Origin of the sequence: Kocuria cellulosilytica, assembly GCF_040981245.1 — a bacterium.
In the GTDB taxonomy this organism is placed as follows: domain Bacteria; phylum Actinomycetota; class Actinomycetes; order Actinomycetales; family Micrococcaceae; genus Kocuria; species Kocuria cellulosilytica.
Window position 1 is genome coordinate 26,351 of record NZ_JAVFWZ010000003.1, and the last position, 17,302, is coordinate 43,652.

The 17,302-nt window shown below is 72.2% G+C and carries 13 protein-coding genes and 2 tRNA genes; 12 read left to right on the forward strand and 3 right to left on the reverse strand.

Features of this window, described 5'->3' with window-relative positions:
- Positions 1-20: 20 nt before the first annotated feature.
- Complete coding sequence (locus tag RCG67_RS05260; protein WP_368825151.1) at positions 21-662, forward strand: methyltransferase domain-containing protein; 642 nt, start codon at positions 21-23, stop codon at positions 660-662.
- 193 nt (positions 663-855) lie between these two features.
- Here the strand turns inward: RCG67_RS05260 and RCG67_RS05265 are convergent.
- Positions 856-926: transfer RNA gene (locus RCG67_RS05265), tRNA-Gly, on the reverse strand.
- Between the two features lie 242 nt (positions 927-1,168).
- Between RCG67_RS05265 and RCG67_RS05270 the strand changes: the two genes are divergently transcribed.
- The 6 genes from RCG67_RS05270 to RCG67_RS05295 all read left to right on the forward strand — a co-directional run bounded on the left by RCG67_RS05270 (position 1,169) and on the right by RCG67_RS05295 (position 6,521).
- Positions 1,169-1,241 (forward strand) — tRNA-Pro (locus RCG67_RS05270).
- Positions 1,242-1,350: 109 nt separating this feature from the next.
- Positions 1,351-2,802, forward strand: a complete 1,452-nt coding sequence (gene tig, locus RCG67_RS05275; protein ID WP_368825152.1) for a trigger factor — start codon at positions 1,351-1,353, stop codon at positions 2,800-2,802.
- A 191-nt stretch (positions 2,803-2,993) separates the two neighbouring features.
- Positions 2,994-3,674, forward strand: coding sequence for an ATP-dependent Clp protease proteolytic subunit (locus RCG67_RS05280; RefSeq protein ID WP_058874175.1), 681 nt, complete (start codon positions 2,994-2,996; stop codon positions 3,672-3,674).
- A 61-nt stretch (positions 3,675-3,735) separates the two neighbouring features.
- Complete coding sequence (locus RCG67_RS05285; RefSeq protein ID WP_058874176.1) at positions 3,736-4,413, forward strand: ATP-dependent Clp protease proteolytic subunit; 678 nt, start codon at positions 3,736-3,738, stop codon at positions 4,411-4,413.
- A gap of 142 nt (positions 4,414-4,555) precedes the next feature.
- Positions 4,556-5,851 carry an ATP-dependent Clp protease ATP-binding subunit ClpX gene (gene clpX / locus RCG67_RS05290; RefSeq protein WP_058874177.1) on the forward strand — a complete coding sequence of 432 codons (1,296 nt, stop codon included), beginning with the start codon at positions 4,556-4,558 and terminating at the stop codon, positions 5,849-5,851.
- 64 nt (positions 5,852-5,915) lie between these two features.
- Complete coding sequence (locus RCG67_RS05295; protein WP_368825153.1) at positions 5,916-6,521, forward strand: mycothiol-dependent nitroreductase Rv2466c family protein; 606 nt, start codon at positions 5,916-5,918, stop codon at positions 6,519-6,521.
- Between the two features lie 96 nt (positions 6,522-6,617).
- Here RCG67_RS05295 and valS read toward each other — a convergent pair whose 3' ends face one another.
- Positions 6,618-9,278: a valine--tRNA ligase gene (gene valS / locus RCG67_RS05300; protein WP_368825154.1), complete on the reverse strand. Its 2,661-nt coding sequence runs from the start codon at positions 9,276-9,278 to the stop codon at positions 6,618-6,620.
- A gap of 85 nt (positions 9,279-9,363) precedes the next feature.
- On the opposite strand from valS, the gene RCG67_RS05305 reads away from it, so the two are divergent.
- The 5 genes from RCG67_RS05305 (at position 9,364) to ndk (ending at position 16,180) form a co-directional block, all read left to right on the forward strand.
- Positions 9,364-10,143: an SDR family oxidoreductase gene (locus RCG67_RS05305; RefSeq protein WP_368825155.1), complete on the forward strand. Its 780-nt coding sequence runs from the start codon at positions 9,364-9,366 to the stop codon at positions 10,141-10,143.
- 330 nt (positions 10,144-10,473) lie between these two features.
- On the forward strand, positions 10,474-13,842 hold the full coding sequence (gene ileS / locus RCG67_RS05310; RefSeq protein WP_368825156.1) for an isoleucine--tRNA ligase: 3,369 nt from the start codon (positions 10,474-10,476) through the stop codon (positions 13,840-13,842).
- On the forward strand, positions 13,839-15,212 hold the full coding sequence (locus RCG67_RS05315; protein WP_368825157.1) for a bifunctional folylpolyglutamate synthase/dihydrofolate synthase: 1,374 nt from the start codon (positions 13,839-13,841) through the stop codon (positions 15,210-15,212). Before ileS ends, RCG67_RS05315 begins: the two co-directional genes overlap by 4 nt.
- 73 nt (positions 15,213-15,285) lie before the next feature.
- On the forward strand, positions 15,286-15,720 hold the full coding sequence (locus RCG67_RS05320; protein ID WP_082696904.1) for a DUF4233 domain-containing protein: 435 nt from the start codon (positions 15,286-15,288) through the stop codon (positions 15,718-15,720).
- A gap of 43 nt (positions 15,721-15,763) precedes the next feature.
- Positions 15,764-16,180, forward strand: a complete 417-nt coding sequence (gene ndk / locus RCG67_RS05325; RefSeq protein ID WP_368825158.1) for a nucleoside-diphosphate kinase — start codon at positions 15,764-15,766, stop codon at positions 16,178-16,180.
- 82 nt (positions 16,181-16,262) lie between these two features.
- Here the strand turns inward: ndk and RCG67_RS05330 are convergent, their stop codons facing one another.
- A complete protein-coding gene (locus RCG67_RS05330; protein WP_368825159.1) occupies positions 16,263-16,895 on the reverse strand; it encodes a vitamin K epoxide reductase family protein in 633 nt (210 codons plus the stop codon).
- Positions 16,896-17,302 lie beyond the last annotated feature (407 nt).

A 17,302-nucleotide genomic window follows, 5' to 3' on the forward strand; every position in this document is an offset into this window, starting at 1 on the left:
GGCGAGGATATCCTGCTCGCATGAGCAGCTGCTGCGGCCCCGGGGCCTACGAGGGCGTCTTCGGGCCCCGGCTCGCCCGCCACCTCGCCGCCCGGTACCGGCACTCCGGCCCGGACCGGACCACGCGGCGGCTCCTCGGCTTCCTGGCCGCCCGCGGGATCGAGGGGGCCAGCGTGCTGGAGATCGGCGGCGGGGTCGGGGAGGTCCAGCTCGAGCTGCTGCGCCGCGGCGCGGCCCGCACCACGAACCTCGAGCTCGTCGACTCCTACGAGGCGGAGGCCGCGGCCCTCGCCGCGGCGGCAGGGACGGCCGGCCGCACGACCCGGCGCCGGCTCGACATCGCGGCCGACCCCGGTGCGGTGGAGCCCCACGACGTCGTGGTCCTGCACCGCGTGGTGTGCTGCTATCCCGACCACGCGCGGCTGCTCACGGCTGCCGCCGACCACGCCGGGCGGCTGCTGGTCCTCAGCTTCCCGCCCCGCACCCCGGCGGTCCGGGCGTCCCTGGCCCTTCTCAATGCGTTCTACCGGGCCACCGGGCGCGGCTTCCGCAACTACGCGCATGCCCCCGAGGCCATGCTCGCGGTGCTGCGCGGCCGGGGCCTGCGGCCCGTGTACGCCCACCGGGGCCGGTTCTGGCGGGTCGTCGGTCTCGTCCGCTGAGGCCCCCGCGCCGCCGGTCTGCGGTGCGGACCCGCCGCTCGCGGCGCCCACCGGACGGCGGCGGTCTCCGTCCGTTCTCCCTCCGTCGACCGGGGGGCGCGGCCGGGGACCCGGCGGCCCGGCCGCACGCCGGGCGGGACGGTCCGGGAACGACGAACGCCCCGGTCCGGGGACCGGGGCGTTCGGGGCGACGAGGGGATGACGGGAATCGAACCCGCGTAATCAGTTTGGAAGACTGAGGCTCTACCATTGAGCTACATCCCCACAGGGCGCTCTGTCGAGGCCAATCCCATTAACCGGCCCGGCGCGCGCAGTGTCAAATCCCGCAGAGCCGGACGGCCCTGGGAGCAGCGTCCGGCGGATCGCGCCGGGGCCGTCCGGGCGTCTCCCGGCGGGCCGAGGTGCGGCCCCGTCCGCCCAGCCGGTAGACTCGCCGGTGGTTTCTGGTGAGTGCACCGTTTTCCACCTGCCAGGACCGCAGTCGCTGCAGCCGAGGCTGCAGGTACCGGGGCGTAGCGTAGTGGCTAGCGCGCCTGCTTTGGGAGCAGGAGATCGCAGGTTCGAGTCCTGTCGCCCCGACGTTGGAGCGGTTGCCCGGCCCCGCCGGGCAGCCGCCTTCCCGACTGTCCCGGGCCGGGCAACGGCACCGGAAGACCCAACCGACCTACCACTCAGGAGTGCAGCGGAAGTGAAGAGCGCCGTCGAGAAACTCAATTCCACCCAGGTCAAGATCGTGGTGGACGTCCCGTTCGCGGAACTGAAGCCGTTCATCGACCAGACCTACACCTCGCTCGCCAACCAGATCCAGGTCCCCGGCTTCCGCCGCGGCAAGGTTCCGGCCCGGCTGATCGAGCAGCGCGTGGGCTTCGACTTCGTCGTCGAGAACGCGCTCAACGAGGGCCTGAACACCTTCTTCCAGCAGGCCCTGGCCGAGAACGAGATCACCCCGCTGACCCAGCCGCAGGTCGAGGTCGTCGCGAAGCCGGACGAGACCGACCGCGAGGCCGACACGAAGGTCGAGATCGACGTGGCGGTGCGCCCCGAGATCGAGCTGCCCGACTACAAGGGCCTCGAGGTCCAGGTCGAGGCCCGCGAGGCCTCCGCCGAGGACGAGCAGAAGGCCCTCGACGAGCTGCGCGGGCGCTTCGGCACCCTCAAGACCGTGGACCGACCCGCCGCCGAGGGCGACTTCGTCACCCTCGACCTGCAGGCCCTGGTCGACGGCGAGGAGGTCGACGCCGCCAACGACCTGTCCTACCAGGTGGGCGCCGGCACGATGCTCGAGGGCATGGACGAGGCCATCACCGGCCTCTCCGCCGACGAGGACGCGACGTTCGAGACCAAGCTCGCCGGCGGCGAGCACAGCGGCGAGGACGCGACCGTCAAGGTCAAGGTCACCGCCGTCAAGGAGCGCGAGCTGCCCGAGGCCGACGACGAGTTCGCGCAGCTGGCCTCCGAGTTCGACACCATCGAGGAGCTCAAGGAGGACCTGAAGAAGCAGGCCGCCGAGGGCACCGTGGTGGAGCAGGGCGTCGAGGCCCGCGACAAGGTCCTGGAGAAGCTGCTGGCCCTCGTGGAGATCCCCGTGCCGCAGGCCGTGATCGACGAGCAGATCGCCCAGCACTTCGACAACCCGCAGGCCGAGGCGGACCACGACACCCCGGACCACCGGGCCGAGGTCCAGAAGAACGCCGAGGACGCCTTCCGCAACGAGATCGTGCTGGACGCGGTCGCCGAGGCCGAGGAGATCGGCGTCGAGCAGTCCGAGCTGATCGACTACATCATCAACATGTCCCAGCAGTACGGCATGGACCCGAACCAGTTCGCCCAGCTGCTGGACTCCTCGGGCCAGGCCGGCCTGATGGTGGGCGAGGTGCGGCGCCGCAAGGCCCTGGCGAAGGTCCTGGAGTACGCGACGGTCACCGACACCGAGGGCAACACGGTGGACCTCTCCGAGTTCGTGCGCCCCCAGGGCGAGGAGCAGGCCGGGGAGCCCGCCGAGGAGGTCGAGCCCGAGGAGACCACCGCGGCCCCGACCCCCGGCACCGAGGAGGAGTCCGCGGACTCGCCCGAGTCCCCGGAGTCCGGCGACTCCCCGGAGTCCGCCGAGTCGGCCGACTCCCCGGACTCCGCCAAGTGAGTTCCTGAGCACGCCCCGAAGGCGCCGCCGTCCCGCCCGGGACGGCGGCGCCTTCGTCCGTCGCGGGGCCCCCGGCGCCGACCATGCGCCATCAGCGAACAACCCGGACGCGGACCGGCCCGGGCCCGGGGCGGGCACTAGTGTTCTGTTCAGAGATCACCGGACCACACGGACGAAAGAGGCACTGTTACATGACCTCCGCTCACGAGTCGCCGTTCGGCTCGACCCACGCAACCTCCACCGGACCGCGCCTGCAGGGCGGGGGCCCGATGGGCGGCCAGGACGACTACGTCTACAACCGGCTGCTCAAGGAGCGCATCATCTGGCTGGGCTCCGAGGTGCGCGACGACAACGCGAACCTCATCTGCTCGCAGATGCTGCTGCTCTCGGCCGAGGACCCGCAGGCGGACATCTTCCTGTACATCAACTCCCCGGGCGGGTCCGTCACGGCCGGCATGGCGATCTACGACACCATGCAGCTCATCCCGAACGACGTCGTGACCGTCGCCACGGGTCTGGCCGCCTCGATGGGCCAGTTCCTGCTCTCCTCGGGCACCAAGGGCAAGCGCTACTCCACCCCGAACGCCCGGATCCTCATGCACCAGCCCTCCGGCGGCATGGGCGGCACGGCCTCGGACATCCGGGTCCAGGCCGAGCTCATCCTGTCCATGAAGCAGCGCCTCGCGGAGCTCACCGCCGAGCAGACCGGCCAGACCCTGGAGACGATCCTGCGGGACAACGACCGCGACAACTGGTTCGACGCCCAGCGCGGCCTCGAGTACGGCTTCTTCGACCACATCGCCAGCTCGGCCGGGTCCATGACCGGTGGCGGCGGGACCATGAAGGACCAGGACACGAAGGACCAGGCGTAGGACCTCGGCGGTCCCACCCATCCACCCGGCACGCTCTTCCAGACCTCCGAGGAACTCAACCATGACCTTCACCCACGGACCCTCGTCCACGGCCGGTTCCGCGGCCGCCCTGCCCACCAGCCGCTACGTGCTCCCCGACTTCGAGGAGCGCACCCCCTACGGGTACCGCCGGCAGAACCCCTACACCAAGCTGTTCGAGGACCGGATCATCTTCCTGGGCGTCCAGGTCGACGACGCCTCGGCCGACGACGTCATGGCCCAGCTGCTCGTGCTCGAGGCGCAGGACGCCGACCGCGACATCACGATGTACATCAACTCCCCGGGCGGGTCGTTCACCGCGATGACCGCCATCTACGACACGATGCAGTTCATCCGGCCCGAGATCCAGACGGTCTGCCTCGGGCAGGCCGCGTCCGCGGCCGCGGTGCTGCTCGCCGGCGGCACCCCGGGCAAGCGCCTGGCCCTGCCGAACGCCCGCGTGCTCATCCACCAGCCGGCCATGTCCGGCCAGGGCGGGGGACAGGCCTCGGACATCGAGATCCAGGCCAACGAGATCATGCGCATGCGCGAGTGGCTCGAGGACACCCTGGCCCTGCACTCCGGCAAGACCTCCGAGGAGGTCAACCGGGACATCGAGCGCGACAAGATCCTCACCGCGGCCGCCGCCAAGGAGTACGGGATCGTGGACCACGTCCTGGAGTCCCGGAAGATCCACAAGCCCGCGACCGTCACCTCCTGACCCGGGCACCCCGCCCGACCGCACCCCGGTGCGCCGCGACCCGCCCGGCCGCGGCGCACCGGGGCGTCCCGGTGTTGGGGCGGGGCCCGGTCCTCGCCTATCCTGGACGAGGATTTCCCGTACCCGACCGGAGGACTGTTTCATGGCGCGCATCGGCGAGACCGCGGACCTGCTCAAGTGCTCCTTCTGCGGCAAGAGCCAGAAGCAGGTCCGCAAGCTCATCGCGGGCCCGCGCGTCTACATCTGCGACGAGTGCATCGAGCTGTGCAACGAGATCATCGAGGAGGAGCTGAGCGAGGTCAAGGACCTCGAGCAGCAGGAGCTCCCCACGCCCCACGAGATCTACCAGCACCTCCACCAGTACGTGATCGGCCAGGAGACCGCCAAGCGCGCACTGGCCGTGGCCGTGTACAACCACTACAAGCGGGTCCGGGCCGGGGAGAACGGCAAGCCCCTGTCCCTGGCCACGGCGGCCGGTGACGAGGACGTCGAGATCGCGAAGTCCAACATCCTGCTGGTCGGGCCCACCGGTTCCGGCAAGACGTACCTGGCGCAGTCGCTGGCGCGCCGGCTCGACGTGCCCTTCGCCGTCGCGGACGCCACGTCCCTCACGGAGGCCGGCTACGTCGGCGAGGACGTCGAGAACATCCTGCTCAAGCTCATCCAGGCCGCCGACTACGACGTCAAGCGGGCCGAGACGGGCATCATCTACATCGACGAGATCGACAAGATCTCGCGCAAGTCCGAGAACCCCTCGATCACCCGCGACGTCTCCGGGGAGGGCGTGCAGCAGGCGCTGCTGAAGATCCTCGAGGGCACCGTGGCGTCGGTGCCGCCGCAGGGCGGGCGCAAGCACCCGCAGCAGGAGTTCATCCAGATCGACACCACCAACGTCCTGTTCGTCGTGGCCGGGGCGTTCGCCGGCCTCGAGGACATCGTGGAGTCCCGGGCCGGGCGCACCAGCATCGGCTTCGGCGCGGAGCTCAAGCAGGCGGGGACGCGGGACGAGGTGATGGCCGACGTCATGCCGGAGGACCTGCTGAAGTTCGGCCTGATCCCCGAGCTCATCGGCCGTCTTCCGGTGGTGACCACGCTGCGCGAGCTGTCGGTGGCCGACCTCGCCCGCATCCTCACCGAGCCGCGCAACGCGCTCGTGAAGCAGTACAAGAAGATGTTCCAGCTGGACGGGGTCGAGCTCACGTTCGACCCCGAGGCGCTGACCGCCGTCGCCGAGCTCGCGATCAAGCGGGGCACGGGCGCCCGCGGGCTGCGCGCCATCCTGGAGGACGTGCTCCAGCCCGTCATGTTCGAGCTCCCCAGCCGGGACGACATCGCCGCCGTGCTGGTGACCGCGGAGGCCGTGGCCAAGCAGGCCGAGCCGGAGGTCATCACCCACGAGATGATCCGCGAGGAGCAGAACCGGAACAAAACCGCCTGATCGGTGGCTTCTACCCGGTGACGCGTCCGCCACCCCCGGCGGACGCCCGCACGAGAGGAAGCTGATGACGGACAAGGTGGAGTTCTGGTTCGACCCCGCGTGCCCCTGGGCGTGGATGACCTCCCGCTGGATGCTCGAGGTGGAGAAGGTCCGCGACGTCGAGGTGGACTGGCGGATCATGTCGCTGGCCGTCCTCAACGAGGGGCGCGACGAGCTGCCGGAGGACTACAGGAAGTTCCTGCAGAAGGCGTGGGGCCCCGTCCGCGTGGTCGTCGCCGCCCGCGAGGAGCACGGCCCCGAGCACGTCAAGGCGCTCTACGACGCCATGGGCACCCGGCTCCACCCGGGCGGGCAGAAGGACTTCGGCGCCGTGATCGCCGAGTCCCTGGCCGAGGCCGGCCTCCCGGCCGAGCTGGCCGGCGCCGCGGACACCGACCGCTGGGACGACCTGGTCCGGGCCTCGCAGAAGGAGGCGCAGGACCGGGTGGGCGACGACGTCGGCACCCCCGTGATCGCCGTGAACGGCACGGCCTTCTTCGGGCCCGTCATGTCCCCGGCGCCCACGGGCGAGGAGGCCGGCCGGATCTTCGACGGCGCCGTGCTGCTGGCCGGCTACCCGGGGTTCTTCGAGCTCAAGCGCTCCCGCACCGCGGAGCCGGTCTTCGACTGAGTCCTGTCCCCGGGGACCGCACGCGCGGCCCCGCCGGGACGCACGAGGGCCCGGCCGCCGCGGCGGCCGGGCCCTCGTGCTGCGCTCCGCGCGGCCCTACCGGGCCGGCTCCTCCGCCGGAACCAGCTCGACGTCGCGCACGGCCAGGCCCTCCGGCCCGGCGACGAGCACGAGCTCGGCGGCGTTGCCCGCGGCCCTGAGGTCGCCCAGGCCCGCCTCGAGGCGGGCCACGTCCTCGGCGGAGGCCGTGATGGTCGCCGAGCGCACCGCGGTGCGCTGCTTGACCTTGGCCTCCGACTTCGCCTTGCGCAGTCCGGAGAGGGCCTCGCCCACGGTCGTGAGCACCTCGGGGTCGGCGTCGGTCACGGCGTCCGCGAAGCCCCCGGCGTCCGGCCAGGCGGCCCGGTGCACGGAGCCGGAGCGCCACCAGGACCACACCTCGTCCGTGGCGAACGGCAGGACGGGGGCGAACAGCCGCAGCAGCGCGTCGAGGGTCGTGGCGAGCGCGGCGTGCACGGACGCCTGCGCGGCCTCCCCGCGGGCGCCGTAGGCGCGGTCCTTGACGAGCTCGACGTAGTCGTCGGTGAAGGTCCAGAAGAACTGCTCGGTGAGCTGCAGGGCGCGGGCGTACTCGTAGTCCCGGAACGCCTGGGTGGCGCGCTGCACGACCGTGCCCAGCTGGGCGAGCAGCGCCCGGTCGACGGGGTCGGTCACGACGTCCGTGGACGCCCCGGCACCGAGCACGGACGCCTCGGTGACGCCCTGGGCGAGGACGAACTTCGAGGCGTTGAGCAGCTTGATGGCCAGCCGGCGGCCGATCTTCATCTGCCCCTCGTCGTAGGCGGTGTCCGCGCCCAGGCGGGCGGACGCGGCCCAGTAGCGCACCGCGTCGGCCCCGTAGTTCTCGAGCACCTCCGTGGGGACCACCACGTTGCCCTTGGACTTGGACATCTTCTTGCGGTCCGGGTCGAGGATCCACCCGGAGAGCGCGGTGTTGGTCCAGGGCACCGAGCCGGCCAGCGACTCGGAGCGCACCACCGTGGAGAACAGCCAGGTCCGGATGATGTCGTGGCCCTGGGGCCGGAGGTCCATCGGGAAGGTGTTGGCGTGCAGCCGCTCGTCGAACGCCCAGCCCGTGGCGATCTGGGGGGTCAGCGAGGACGTGGCCCAGGTGTCGAGCACGTCCGGGTCGCCCGTGAAGCCGTGCGGCCGGTCCCGCTGGGACTCGTCGAAGCCGGGGGCGGGGTCGGCGGCCGGGTCCACGGGCAGCTGGTCGAGGGCGGGCAGGACGGGGGCGTCGTAGTCCGGGTTGCCGTCGCCGTCGAGCCGGTACCAGACCGGGAACGGCACCCCGAAGAAGCGCTGGCGGGAGATCAGCCAGTCGCCGTGCAGGCCCTCGATCCAGTTCTCGTACCGGGAGCGCATGAACGCCGGGTGCCAGTCCATCTCGCGGCCGCGCGCCAGCAGCGCCTCGCGCCGCTCGGCGTCGCGGCCGCCGTTGCGGATGTACCACTGGCGGGAGGTCACGACCTCGAGGGGCTTGTCGCCCTTCTCGTAGAAGTTCACCGGGTGCATGACCTTCCGGGGCTCGCCCGCCAGGTCACCGGACGCGCGGAGCATCTCCACGACGGCCTGCTGGGCGGAGAACACGGTCTTGCCGGCCACCTCGGCGTAGTGCTCGGCCGGGGCGCCGGCGGCGATCCACTCGGGGGTCTCGCTCGCGAAGCGGCCGTCGCGGCCGATCAGCGCGCGGGTCGGCAGGTCCAGCTCCCGCCACCAGGTGACGTCGGTGAGATCGCCGAAGGTGCAGATCATGGCGATCCCGGAGCCCTTGTCCGGCTTGGCCAGCGGGTGCGCCCGGACCTCGACCTCGACGTCGAACAGCGGGGAGCGCACCGTGGTGCCGAACAGCGGCTGGTACCGCTCGTCGTCGGGGTGCGCCACGAGGGCCACGCACGCCGGCAGCAGCTCGGGGCGGGTGGTCTCGATGTGCACCGGCTCGCCGTCGGGACGGTGGAAGGCCACGCGGTGGTAGGTGCCCTCGCGCTCCCGGTCCTCGAGCTCGGCCTGGGCGACCGCCGTGCGGAAGGTGACGTCCCACAGGGTGGGGGCCTCGGCCATGTAGGCGTTGCCGGCCTCGAGGTCCTGGAGGAAGGCGCGCTGGGAGACCGCCCGGGAGCGGGCGTCGATGGTGCGGTAGGTGCGGGTCCAGTCCACGGACAGGCCCAGCGTGGAGAACAGGTGCTCGAAGACCTTCTCGTCCTCGACCGCCAGCTCCTCGCACAGCTCGATGAAGTTCCTGCGGGAGACCACGTCCCAGTCGCGCTGGTTCTTCGCGGGCTTCTCCGGCGGGCGGTAGCCCTCCACGTAGGGCCGGGTGGGGTCGCAGCGAACGCCGTAGTAGTTCTGCACGCGGCGCTCGGTGGGCAGGCCGTTGTCGTCCCAGCCCAGCGGGTAGAACACGTTCTTGCCGCTCATCCGCTGGAACCGGGCGATCACGTCGGTCTGCGTGTAGGAGAACATGTGGCCGACGTGCAGGGAGCCGGAGGCGGTCGGCGGGGGAGTGTCGATCGAGTAGACCTGCTCGCGGGTCGTGTCCTCGTCGAACGCGTAGGTGCCCTCCTCGCGCCACGTGCGCGAGTACTTCTGCTCCAGACCCTCCAGCGCGGGCTTCTCGGGAACGGTCACGGGCGTGGTGGCGGGCGTGGTCTCCGGTGCGGTTCCGGGCGTGTCTGTGCCCTGCGTGTTGTCAGCCATGCGGACCAGTCTCTCACGAGCCCCGGGGCGGGCCCCGACGCCCCGGTCCTTGGGCGGTGCCCGGTGCCCGGCTAGCGTGGGGCCCATGACCGATCAGCAGAGTCCGCACACGCACACCGGCCGGGTCGCCGTCGTCACCGGCGCCTCGACCGGCATCGGGGAGGCCACCGCGCGCGAGCTGCGCCGCAGCGGCTGGACCGTCTACGCGGTGGCCCGCCGCGCCGAGCGCCTGGAGGCACTGGCCCGGGAGACGGGAGCCATCCCGGCCCCGTGCGACATCACCTCGGACGCCGACGTGGACGCCCTCCGGGACCAGGTGCTGGAGGAGCAGGGCCGCGTGGACGCGCTGCTCAACATCTCCGGCGGCGCCCACGGCACCGACCGGGTGGCCGAGGCCGGCACCGAGGACTGGGAGTGGATGTACCAGGTCAACGTGCTCGGCACGATGCGCCTGACCCGGGCCTTCCTCCCCGCCCTGCGCGAGAACGGCGAGGGCACCGTCCTGAACCTCACGTCCCTCGCGGCGCACCGGGCCTACGAGGGCGGCGGCGGCTACAACGCCGCGAAGTACGCCCAGCGGGCCATGACGGAGGCGCTGCGGCTCGAGGAGGCCGAGCACAACGTGCGCGTGGTCGAGATCGCCCCGGGCCTCGTGCACACCCCCGAGTTCTCGCTCAACCGCCTCGGCGGGGACCAGCAGGCCGCGGAGCAGGTCTACGCGGGCGTGGACGAGCCCCTCACCGCCGAGGACGTCGCCCAGGTGTGCGCCTTCGCGGTGAACCTGCCGCACCACGTGGACCTCGACACCGTGACCGTCAAGCCGGTCGCCCAGGCGGCCCCGCACAAGGTGATCCGCCGCTCGTAGCCCCCTTTCGCCGAGGTTGCCTCTGTCGGCGACCCGGCGAGCCCGGGTCGCCGACAGCCGCGACCTCGGCGGGCTGCCGGGTGGGTTAAGATGGGGGGCAGTCATCGCGGCGTCGATCCGGCCATCACCGGGGAGCCTTCGGAAGAACAGGGCCCCCGGGCCCCCAGTAGAACCGAACGGGTAAGCCCGTCACAGCAGTCACGAGCGGCGGCCCGCGTCCCCCCGGGGACCGGGGCGCAAGCGAGGTGGTACCGCGTTCCGCCCCGGGCGACCGGCCGGCAGCGTCCTTGCACCCTGACCCGCACGAGCAGCACCGACGTCAGAACGAGGATGGACCCCGTGTCAGACCAGCCCGTCTACCCCAAGGCGACCACCGACCCCGAGGCCCGCGGCGTCCCCGCGGCGCCCGCGTTCCCCGCCGTCGAGGAGCGCGTCCTGGCCTACTGGGCGCAGGACCGCACGTTCCAGGCCAGCGTGGACCAGCGCGATCCCGGCCGGGACGGCGCCAACGAGTTCGTGTTCTACGACGGCCCGCCCTTCGCCAACGGCCTGCCGCACTACGGCCACCTCCTCACGGGCTACGTCAAGGACCTCGTGGCCCGCTACCAGACCCAGCAGGGGCGCCGGGTGGAGCGCCGCTTCGGCTGGGACACCCACGGCCTGCCCGCCGAGCTGGAGGCGATGAAGCAGCTCGGGATGGCGGACAAGCAGGAGATCGAGCGGATGGGCGTCGCGGCGTTCAACGACGCCTGCCGGTCCTCCGTGATGAAGTACGCCTCCGAGTGGCAGGACTACGTCACCCGCCAGGCGCGCTGGGTCGACTTCGACAACGACTACAAGACCCTCAACCCGGACTACATGGAGTCCGTGATCGCGGCGTTCAAGGCGCTCGACGACAAGGGCCTCGTCTACTCCGGCTACCGCGTCCTGCCGTACTGCTGGAAGGACGAGACCCCGCTGTCCAACCACGAGCTGCGGATGGACGACGACGTCTACCAGGACCGCCAGGACCAGACGGTCACCGTCACGTTCCCGGTGCTCGACGACGCCTCGTGGGCGGTCCGGCCCGAGCTGGCCGCCGAGCTCGCCGGGGTCGAGGCCCTCGCCTGGACCACCACCCCCTGGACGCTGCCCACCAACCAGGCGATCGCCGTGGGCCCCGGGATCGTCTACGCCGTGGTCCCCGGCGCGGGGGAGCTCGCGGGGCGGCGCTTCCTGGTCGCCGAGGTGCTGCTGGGCGCCTACGCCAAGGACCTCGGCTACGGCGACGCCGAGGACCCGGCCGCGGCCGCGGCCGCCGCCGTGACCGCCCGGCACCCCGGCGCGGACCTCGAGGGGCTGCGCTACCAGCGGCTGTGGGACTACTTCGCCGACGCCGAGCGCTTCGGCACGGGCACGTCCTGGCAGTTCGTCGTGGCCGACTACGTCACCACGACCGACGGCACCGGGCTGGTGCACCAGGCGCCCGCCTACGGCGAGGACGACCAGAACGTCTGCGCCCGCTACGACATCCCCGTGGTGCTCTCCCTCGACGAGTCGGGGGTGTTCTACCGGCTCTTCGAGGACGAGCGGCTCGCCCCGGGCGCGCCCCTGGCCGGGATCGCCGGGCGCAACGTCTTCGACAAGGACGTGGCGCGCACGGTGATCCGGGACCTCAAGGCGCAGGACCGGCTGGTCCGGCAGGCCACCTACGAGCACCCGTACCCGCACTGCTGGCGCTGCCGCAATCCGCTCATCTACCGGGCCGTGTCCTCCTGGTTCGTGGAGGTCACCCGGATCAAGGAGCGGATGGTCGAGCTCAACCAGCAGATCCACTGGATCCCGGAGAACGTCAAGGACGGCCAGTTCGGCAAGTGGCTGGAGAACGCCCGCGACTGGTCGATCTCCCGCAACCGGTACTGGGGCTCGCCCATCCCGGTCTGGGAGTCCGACGACCCCGAGCACCCGCGCCGCGACGTCTACGGCTCCCTCGCCGAGCTGGAGGCCGACTTCGGCCGGCTGCCGGTCAACGACCGGGGCGAGGTCGACCTGCACCGGCCGTGGATCGACGAGCTGACCCGCCCGAACCCCGACGACCCGACCGGCCGCGCCACGATGCGGCGCGTGCCCGAGGTGCTGGACGTGTGGTTCGACTCCGGGTCGATGCCGTACGCGCAGGTGCACTATCCGATGGAGAACCGGGAGTGGTTCGAGACCCACAACCCGGGCGACTTCATCGTGGAGTACATCGGCCAGACCCGGGGCTGGTTCTACACGCTGCACATCCTGGCCACGGCGCTGTTCGACCGGCCCGCGTTCCGCAACGTCATCAGCCACGGGATCGTGCTGGGCTCGGACGGGCAGAAGATGTCGAAGTCCCTGCGCAACTACCCGGACGTCAACGAGGTCCTGGACCGGGACGGCGCCGACGCGATGCGCTGGTTCCTGATGTCCAGCCCCATCCTGCGCGGCGGGAACCTGGTCGTGACCGAGCAGGGCATCCGGGACGGCGTGCGCCAGATGATGCTGCCGCTGTGGAACGTGTACCACTTCTTCGGCCTCTACACGAACGCCGCGAACGGCGGCGCCGGCTACGAGGCGCGGACCCGCCACGAGTCCGGGAACGTGATGGACCGCTTCGTGCTAGCCGCCACCGGCCGGCTCGTGACGGACGTGCAGGACGCCTTCGACCGCTACGACGTCTCGGGCGCCGCGGAGCACCTGCGCTCCTACATGGACACGCTGACCAACTGGTACGTGCGCCGCTCCCGGGACCGGTTCTTCGACGAGGACACCGTCGCCTTCGACGTGCTGTACACGTGCCTGGAGACGGTCTGCCGGGTGGCCGCCCCGCTGCTGCCGCTGGTCGCCGAGGAGATCTGGCGCGGGCTGACCGCCGGGCGCTCGGTGCACCTGACCGACTGGCCGGACGCCTCGCTGTTCCCCGCCGAGGCCGGCCTGGTGGCGCGCATGGAGACGACCCGCACCATCTGCTCCAACGGCTCCGCGCTGCGCAAGGCCCACCAGCTGCGCGTGCGCCAGCCGCTGGCCGGGATGACCGTGGTGGTGCCCGGGGGCGACGAGCTCGCCGGCACCTTCGAGCGCATCGTCGCGGACGAGCTGAACCTGAAGTCCGTGACCCTGTTGGACGCCGCCGAGGCCTCCGCGGAGCAGTTCGGCATCTCCCAGCAGCTCAAGGTCAACGCCCGCGCCGCGGGCCCGCGCCTGGGCAAGGGCGTGCAGGGCGTGATCAAGGCCGCCAAGGCGGGGGACTGGTCCACCGCGGAGGACGGCACCGTCACCGCCGGCGGGGTGCCGCTGCAGGAGGGCGAGTACGAGCTCGAGACGGTCGTGGCCGAGGACGCCGCGGCCGGCTCGCGCGCCGTCGCCGTCCTGCCCGGCGGCGGGTTCCTCGTCCTCGACACCGAGCTCACCCCCGAGCTCGAGGCCGAGGGCACGGCCCGGGACATGGTCCGGGCGATCCAGCAGGCCCGCAAGGACGCCGCTCTCCAGGTCTCCGACCGGATCCGCACGGTCGTGACCGCGGACGAGCGGACGGTCGCCGCGCTCGAGGCCAACCGCGGGCTCGTGGCGGGCGAGACGCTCTCCGCGGAGCTCGAGCTGCGCGTGGGCGAGCCGTCCGTGGCGGTGACCGTCGTGGGGACCGCAACCGGGCGTCCGGCCGGCACCGCCGTCGACGCCGGGGCGGTGCAGGCGTGAGCGCCCCGTTCGCGGAGACCGGCGGCGCGGAGACGGTCGAGGAGGTCTACGCCCGGCTGCTCGAGCGCGCCCCCGAGAACCGGATGGCCCCGCGCCTGGACGCGATGCGCCGGACCTTGGAGGTCCTCGGCGAGCCGCAGCGCGCCGCCCCGGTGATCCACCTGACCGGCACCAACGGCAAGACCTCGACCGCGCGCATGGTGGAGTCCCTGCTGCTCGCCCACGACCTGCGGGTGGGCCGCTACACGAGCCCCCACCTCTCCCGGGTCACCGAGCGGATCAGCGTGGACGGCGCGCCCGTCGACGACGCGACGTTCGTGCGCGTGTACGGCGAGATCGCCCCGTACCTCGGCTTCGTGGACGCCGAGCTGGCCGAGCGGGGCGAGCCCCGGCTCAGCTACTTCGAGACCGTCACGGCGCTCGCGTTCGCGGTCTTCGCGGACGCGCCGGTCGACGTCGTCGTCCTCGAGGTGGGCATCGGCGGCTCCTGGGACGCCACGAACGTGGCCGACGCCGTGGTCTCCGTGGTCACGCCCGTCGACCTCGACCACACCGACATGCTCGGCGACACGCTCGCGGAGATCGCCGCCGAGAAGGCCGGGATCCTCAAGCCGGGCGGCTTCCTCGTCTCCGCCGCCCAGGACCCGGAGGCCGCCGAGGTGCTGCTCGCCCGGGCCCGGGAGCTCGCGATCCCGTTCCGCTTCGGCGGCGTGGAGTTCGGCGTGGAGTCCCGCGCCACGGCCGTGGGCGGGCAGGTGCTCGACCTGCAGGGCCTGGCCGGTCGGTACCCCGAGGTCCTGCTGCCGCTGTTCGGCGCGCACCAGGCGGAGAACGCCGCGCTGGCCGTCGCCGCCGTGGAGGCCTTCCTGGGCGGCGGGGACAAGGAGCTCAGCCCCGAGCTGGTCCGCACCGGACTCGGCGCCGTCGAGTCCCCGGGGCGGCTCGAGCTGGCCCGCAAGGCGCCCCCGGTGGTGCTCGACGCCGCGCACAACCCGCACGGGCTCACGGCCGCGGCGGCCGCCCTCAAGGAGGCCTTCACCTTCGGGAAGCTCAATCTCGTGGTGGGGGTGCTCCAGGAGAAGGACGCCGAGGCGATGCTGCGGGTCCTGCTGGACGAGTACGAGGAGTTCCACACCGAGTTCTGGTTCACCCGGTCCTCCTCGCCGCGGGCGGTCGACCCGCAGGAGCTCGTGGAGCTCGCCGTGGACCTCGGCTTCCCGGAGGACGTGGTCCACGCCGTGCCCCAGCTCGACGACGCGATGACCGAGGCCGTCCAGGACGCCGCCGCCCGCCCGGAGTTCGACGGCGCCGTGCTGGTCACGGGCTCGATCACCGTGGTCGGCGAGGCCCGCACGCTGCTGGGGCTGTGACGGTGCGCCGCGCCCCGAGCCACCCCCGCCCCCCGCACCACTCGCAGGAAAGGACCCGTTCCCCGTGGCACGCATGAGCAGAGCCCAGCGCGGCACGCCCTCCGGGCAGCCCGGGCGGCGGCGCTCGATCCGCACGATGTTCGCCTCCTCCGTGCTGGTCATGGAGGCGTTCATCGCGTTCTTCGCCGCCCTCACCGCCTACGGAGTGCTCGGCCGCGAGCTCGGGGACGGGGCGCGCGTGGCGGTCCTGGCGGGCGGGACCGCGCTCGCCCTGGTTCTGGGGCTGGCCCCCGCCGTGCTGGGCCGGCCCTGGGGGTACACCGTCGGGTGGGTCCTGCAGGGGGTGCTCCTGGCCACGGGTCTCGTGCTCCCCACGATGTTCTTCGTGGGCGGGCTGTCGGTGCTCGCCTGGTGGTACGCCGTGCGCACCGGGGCGCGGCTGGACCGGGAGAACGCCGCCCGCGACGCCGCCCAGGCGCAGTGGGAGCGGGAGCACCCGGACGGCTAGGCTGAGCACCGACATCCCGGATCCCCACCTCGGAAGGACTCCCATGACCACGGAACGCACCCTCGTCCTCGTCAAGCCCGACGGCGTGGCCCGCGGCCTCACCGGCGAGGTGCTCGCCCGGATCGAGGCGAAGGGCTATCGCCTCGTGGAGCTGCGGATGCTGCACGCCGAGCGCTCGGTGCTCGAGCAGCACTACGCGGAGCACCGCGGGAAGCCGTTCTACGAGCCGCTCGTCGAGTTCATGCTGAGCGGCCCGGTCGTGGCCGCCGTCGTCGAGGGCCACCGGGTGATCGAGGGCTTCCGCTCCCTGGCCGGGACCACCGAGCCGACCACCGCCGCGCCGGGCACCATCCGTGGGGACCTCGGCCGGGACTGGGGCGGGAAGGTCCAGCAGAATCTCGTGCACGGCTCCGACTCCCCGGAGTCGGCCGAGCGCGAGATCGGCATCTGGTTCGCCTGATCCCGGTCCCACCGACGACGGCCTCCGCCCGGTCAGGGCGGAGGCCGTCGTCGTCCGGGCCCGGGGTCGTCCGGGCCCGGTCTCAGGCCGGGAAGATGACCCCGGCGAAGCGCACGAGCACCGTCCCGAAGATCAGCACCAGCAGGGTCGCGGAGACGAACCACGCCCACGGTTCGGCGGCGCGCGCCAGAGCGGCGGGCGCCGGCAGCACCCCGGCGCGCAGGTTGCGGGCCGTGGTCTGCACCACCAGGACGGTCTGCATCACCCACACGAGCATGCAGTACAGGCACAGGGCGTTGATCTCGAACGTGGTCTGCCACCACAGCCACAGCACGAAGACCCAGCCGAGGGTCACCCCGAGCTGCAGGCCCCACCAGTACCAGGCGGCGAACCGGGCGCCGGCCAGCACCGCGAGCGCCACGGCCACGACCACCGCGTAGGCCACGATGCCGATGAAGGGGTTGGGGAAGCCGAACGCCTCCGCCTGCGGCGTGCGCATGACGGTGCCGCAGGACAACCACGAGTTGATGTCGCAGCTGGTGCGGTGCCCGGCGTCCAGGAAGAGCTGGAGCCGCTCGTACACCAGGGTGGCGGCGCCGTAGAAGCCCAGGACCGCGGTCACGAGCGCCACGAGGCCCCAGCGCCGGTCGGCGCGAGGGTCGTGGCCGGGAGGTGCGGGGGGGGAGTCGTCGAGAGCGGACGGAGTGGAGGTCACACGCCGATCCTAGGCGATGCCTCCTCCGGCCCTCCCGGTCCCCGGCGGGAGGAACCCGGGAGGACCCGGGGAGGACGCCGGGCGCGTCACGGGAGGTCGCAGCAGGACCGCGGGACGAGCGCGGGAGGGTTGCGGGCCGTGACAGGACCAATCCGGCCCGGACCGGGACGTCTGTGAGATACTGGCCACGGTCGAGCCCGCCCGTACGCGGGATCTCGGCCCAGTCGGACTTCGACCCCAGGTCGGCAGGACCCGCGGCTCTCATCGGATTGAGCGCGTCCGCCGCCGGCTCAAGACCGTTGCCCTCGTGAGCAGCGGCTCGAAGCCCCGGACTGGCTCGTTGCCGTCCCCGCCCGTTCGCGAGGTGTGCGGGACGCGACGGGTACGCACAGGACTTCTGGCCGCCG

Coding starts and splice junctions, on each gene's coding strand:
- RCG67_RS05305 (WP_368825155.1), top strand. CDS start 9,364: ATGACCGATCAGCAGAGTCCGCACACGCACACCGGCCGGGTCGCCGTC.
- clpX (WP_058874177.1), top strand. CDS start 4,556: ATGGCGCGCATCGGCGAGACCGCGGACCTGCTCAAGTGCTCCTTCTGC.
- RCG67_RS05320 (WP_082696904.1), top strand. CDS start 15,286: ATGAGCAGAGCCCAGCGCGGCACGCCCTCCGGGCAGCCCGGGCGGCGG.
- RCG67_RS05295 (WP_368825153.1), top strand. CDS start 5,916: ATGACGGACAAGGTGGAGTTCTGGTTCGACCCCGCGTGCCCCTGGGCG.
- ileS (WP_368825156.1), top strand. CDS start 10,474: ATGGACCCCGTGTCAGACCAGCCCGTCTACCCCAAGGCGACCACCGAC.
- RCG67_RS05285 (WP_058874176.1), top strand. CDS start 3,736: ATGACCTTCACCCACGGACCCTCGTCCACGGCCGGTTCCGCGGCCGCC.
- RCG67_RS05260 (WP_368825151.1), top strand. CDS start 21: ATGAGCAGCTGCTGCGGCCCCGGGGCCTACGAGGGCGTCTTCGGGCCC.
- ndk (WP_368825158.1), top strand. CDS start 15,764: ATGACCACGGAACGCACCCTCGTCCTCGTCAAGCCCGACGGCGTGGCC.
- valS (WP_368825154.1), bottom strand. CDS start 9,278: ATGGCTGACAACACGCAGGGCACAGACACGCCCGGAACCGCACCGGAG.
- RCG67_RS05280 (WP_058874175.1), top strand. CDS start 2,994: ATGACCTCCGCTCACGAGTCGCCGTTCGGCTCGACCCACGCAACCTCC.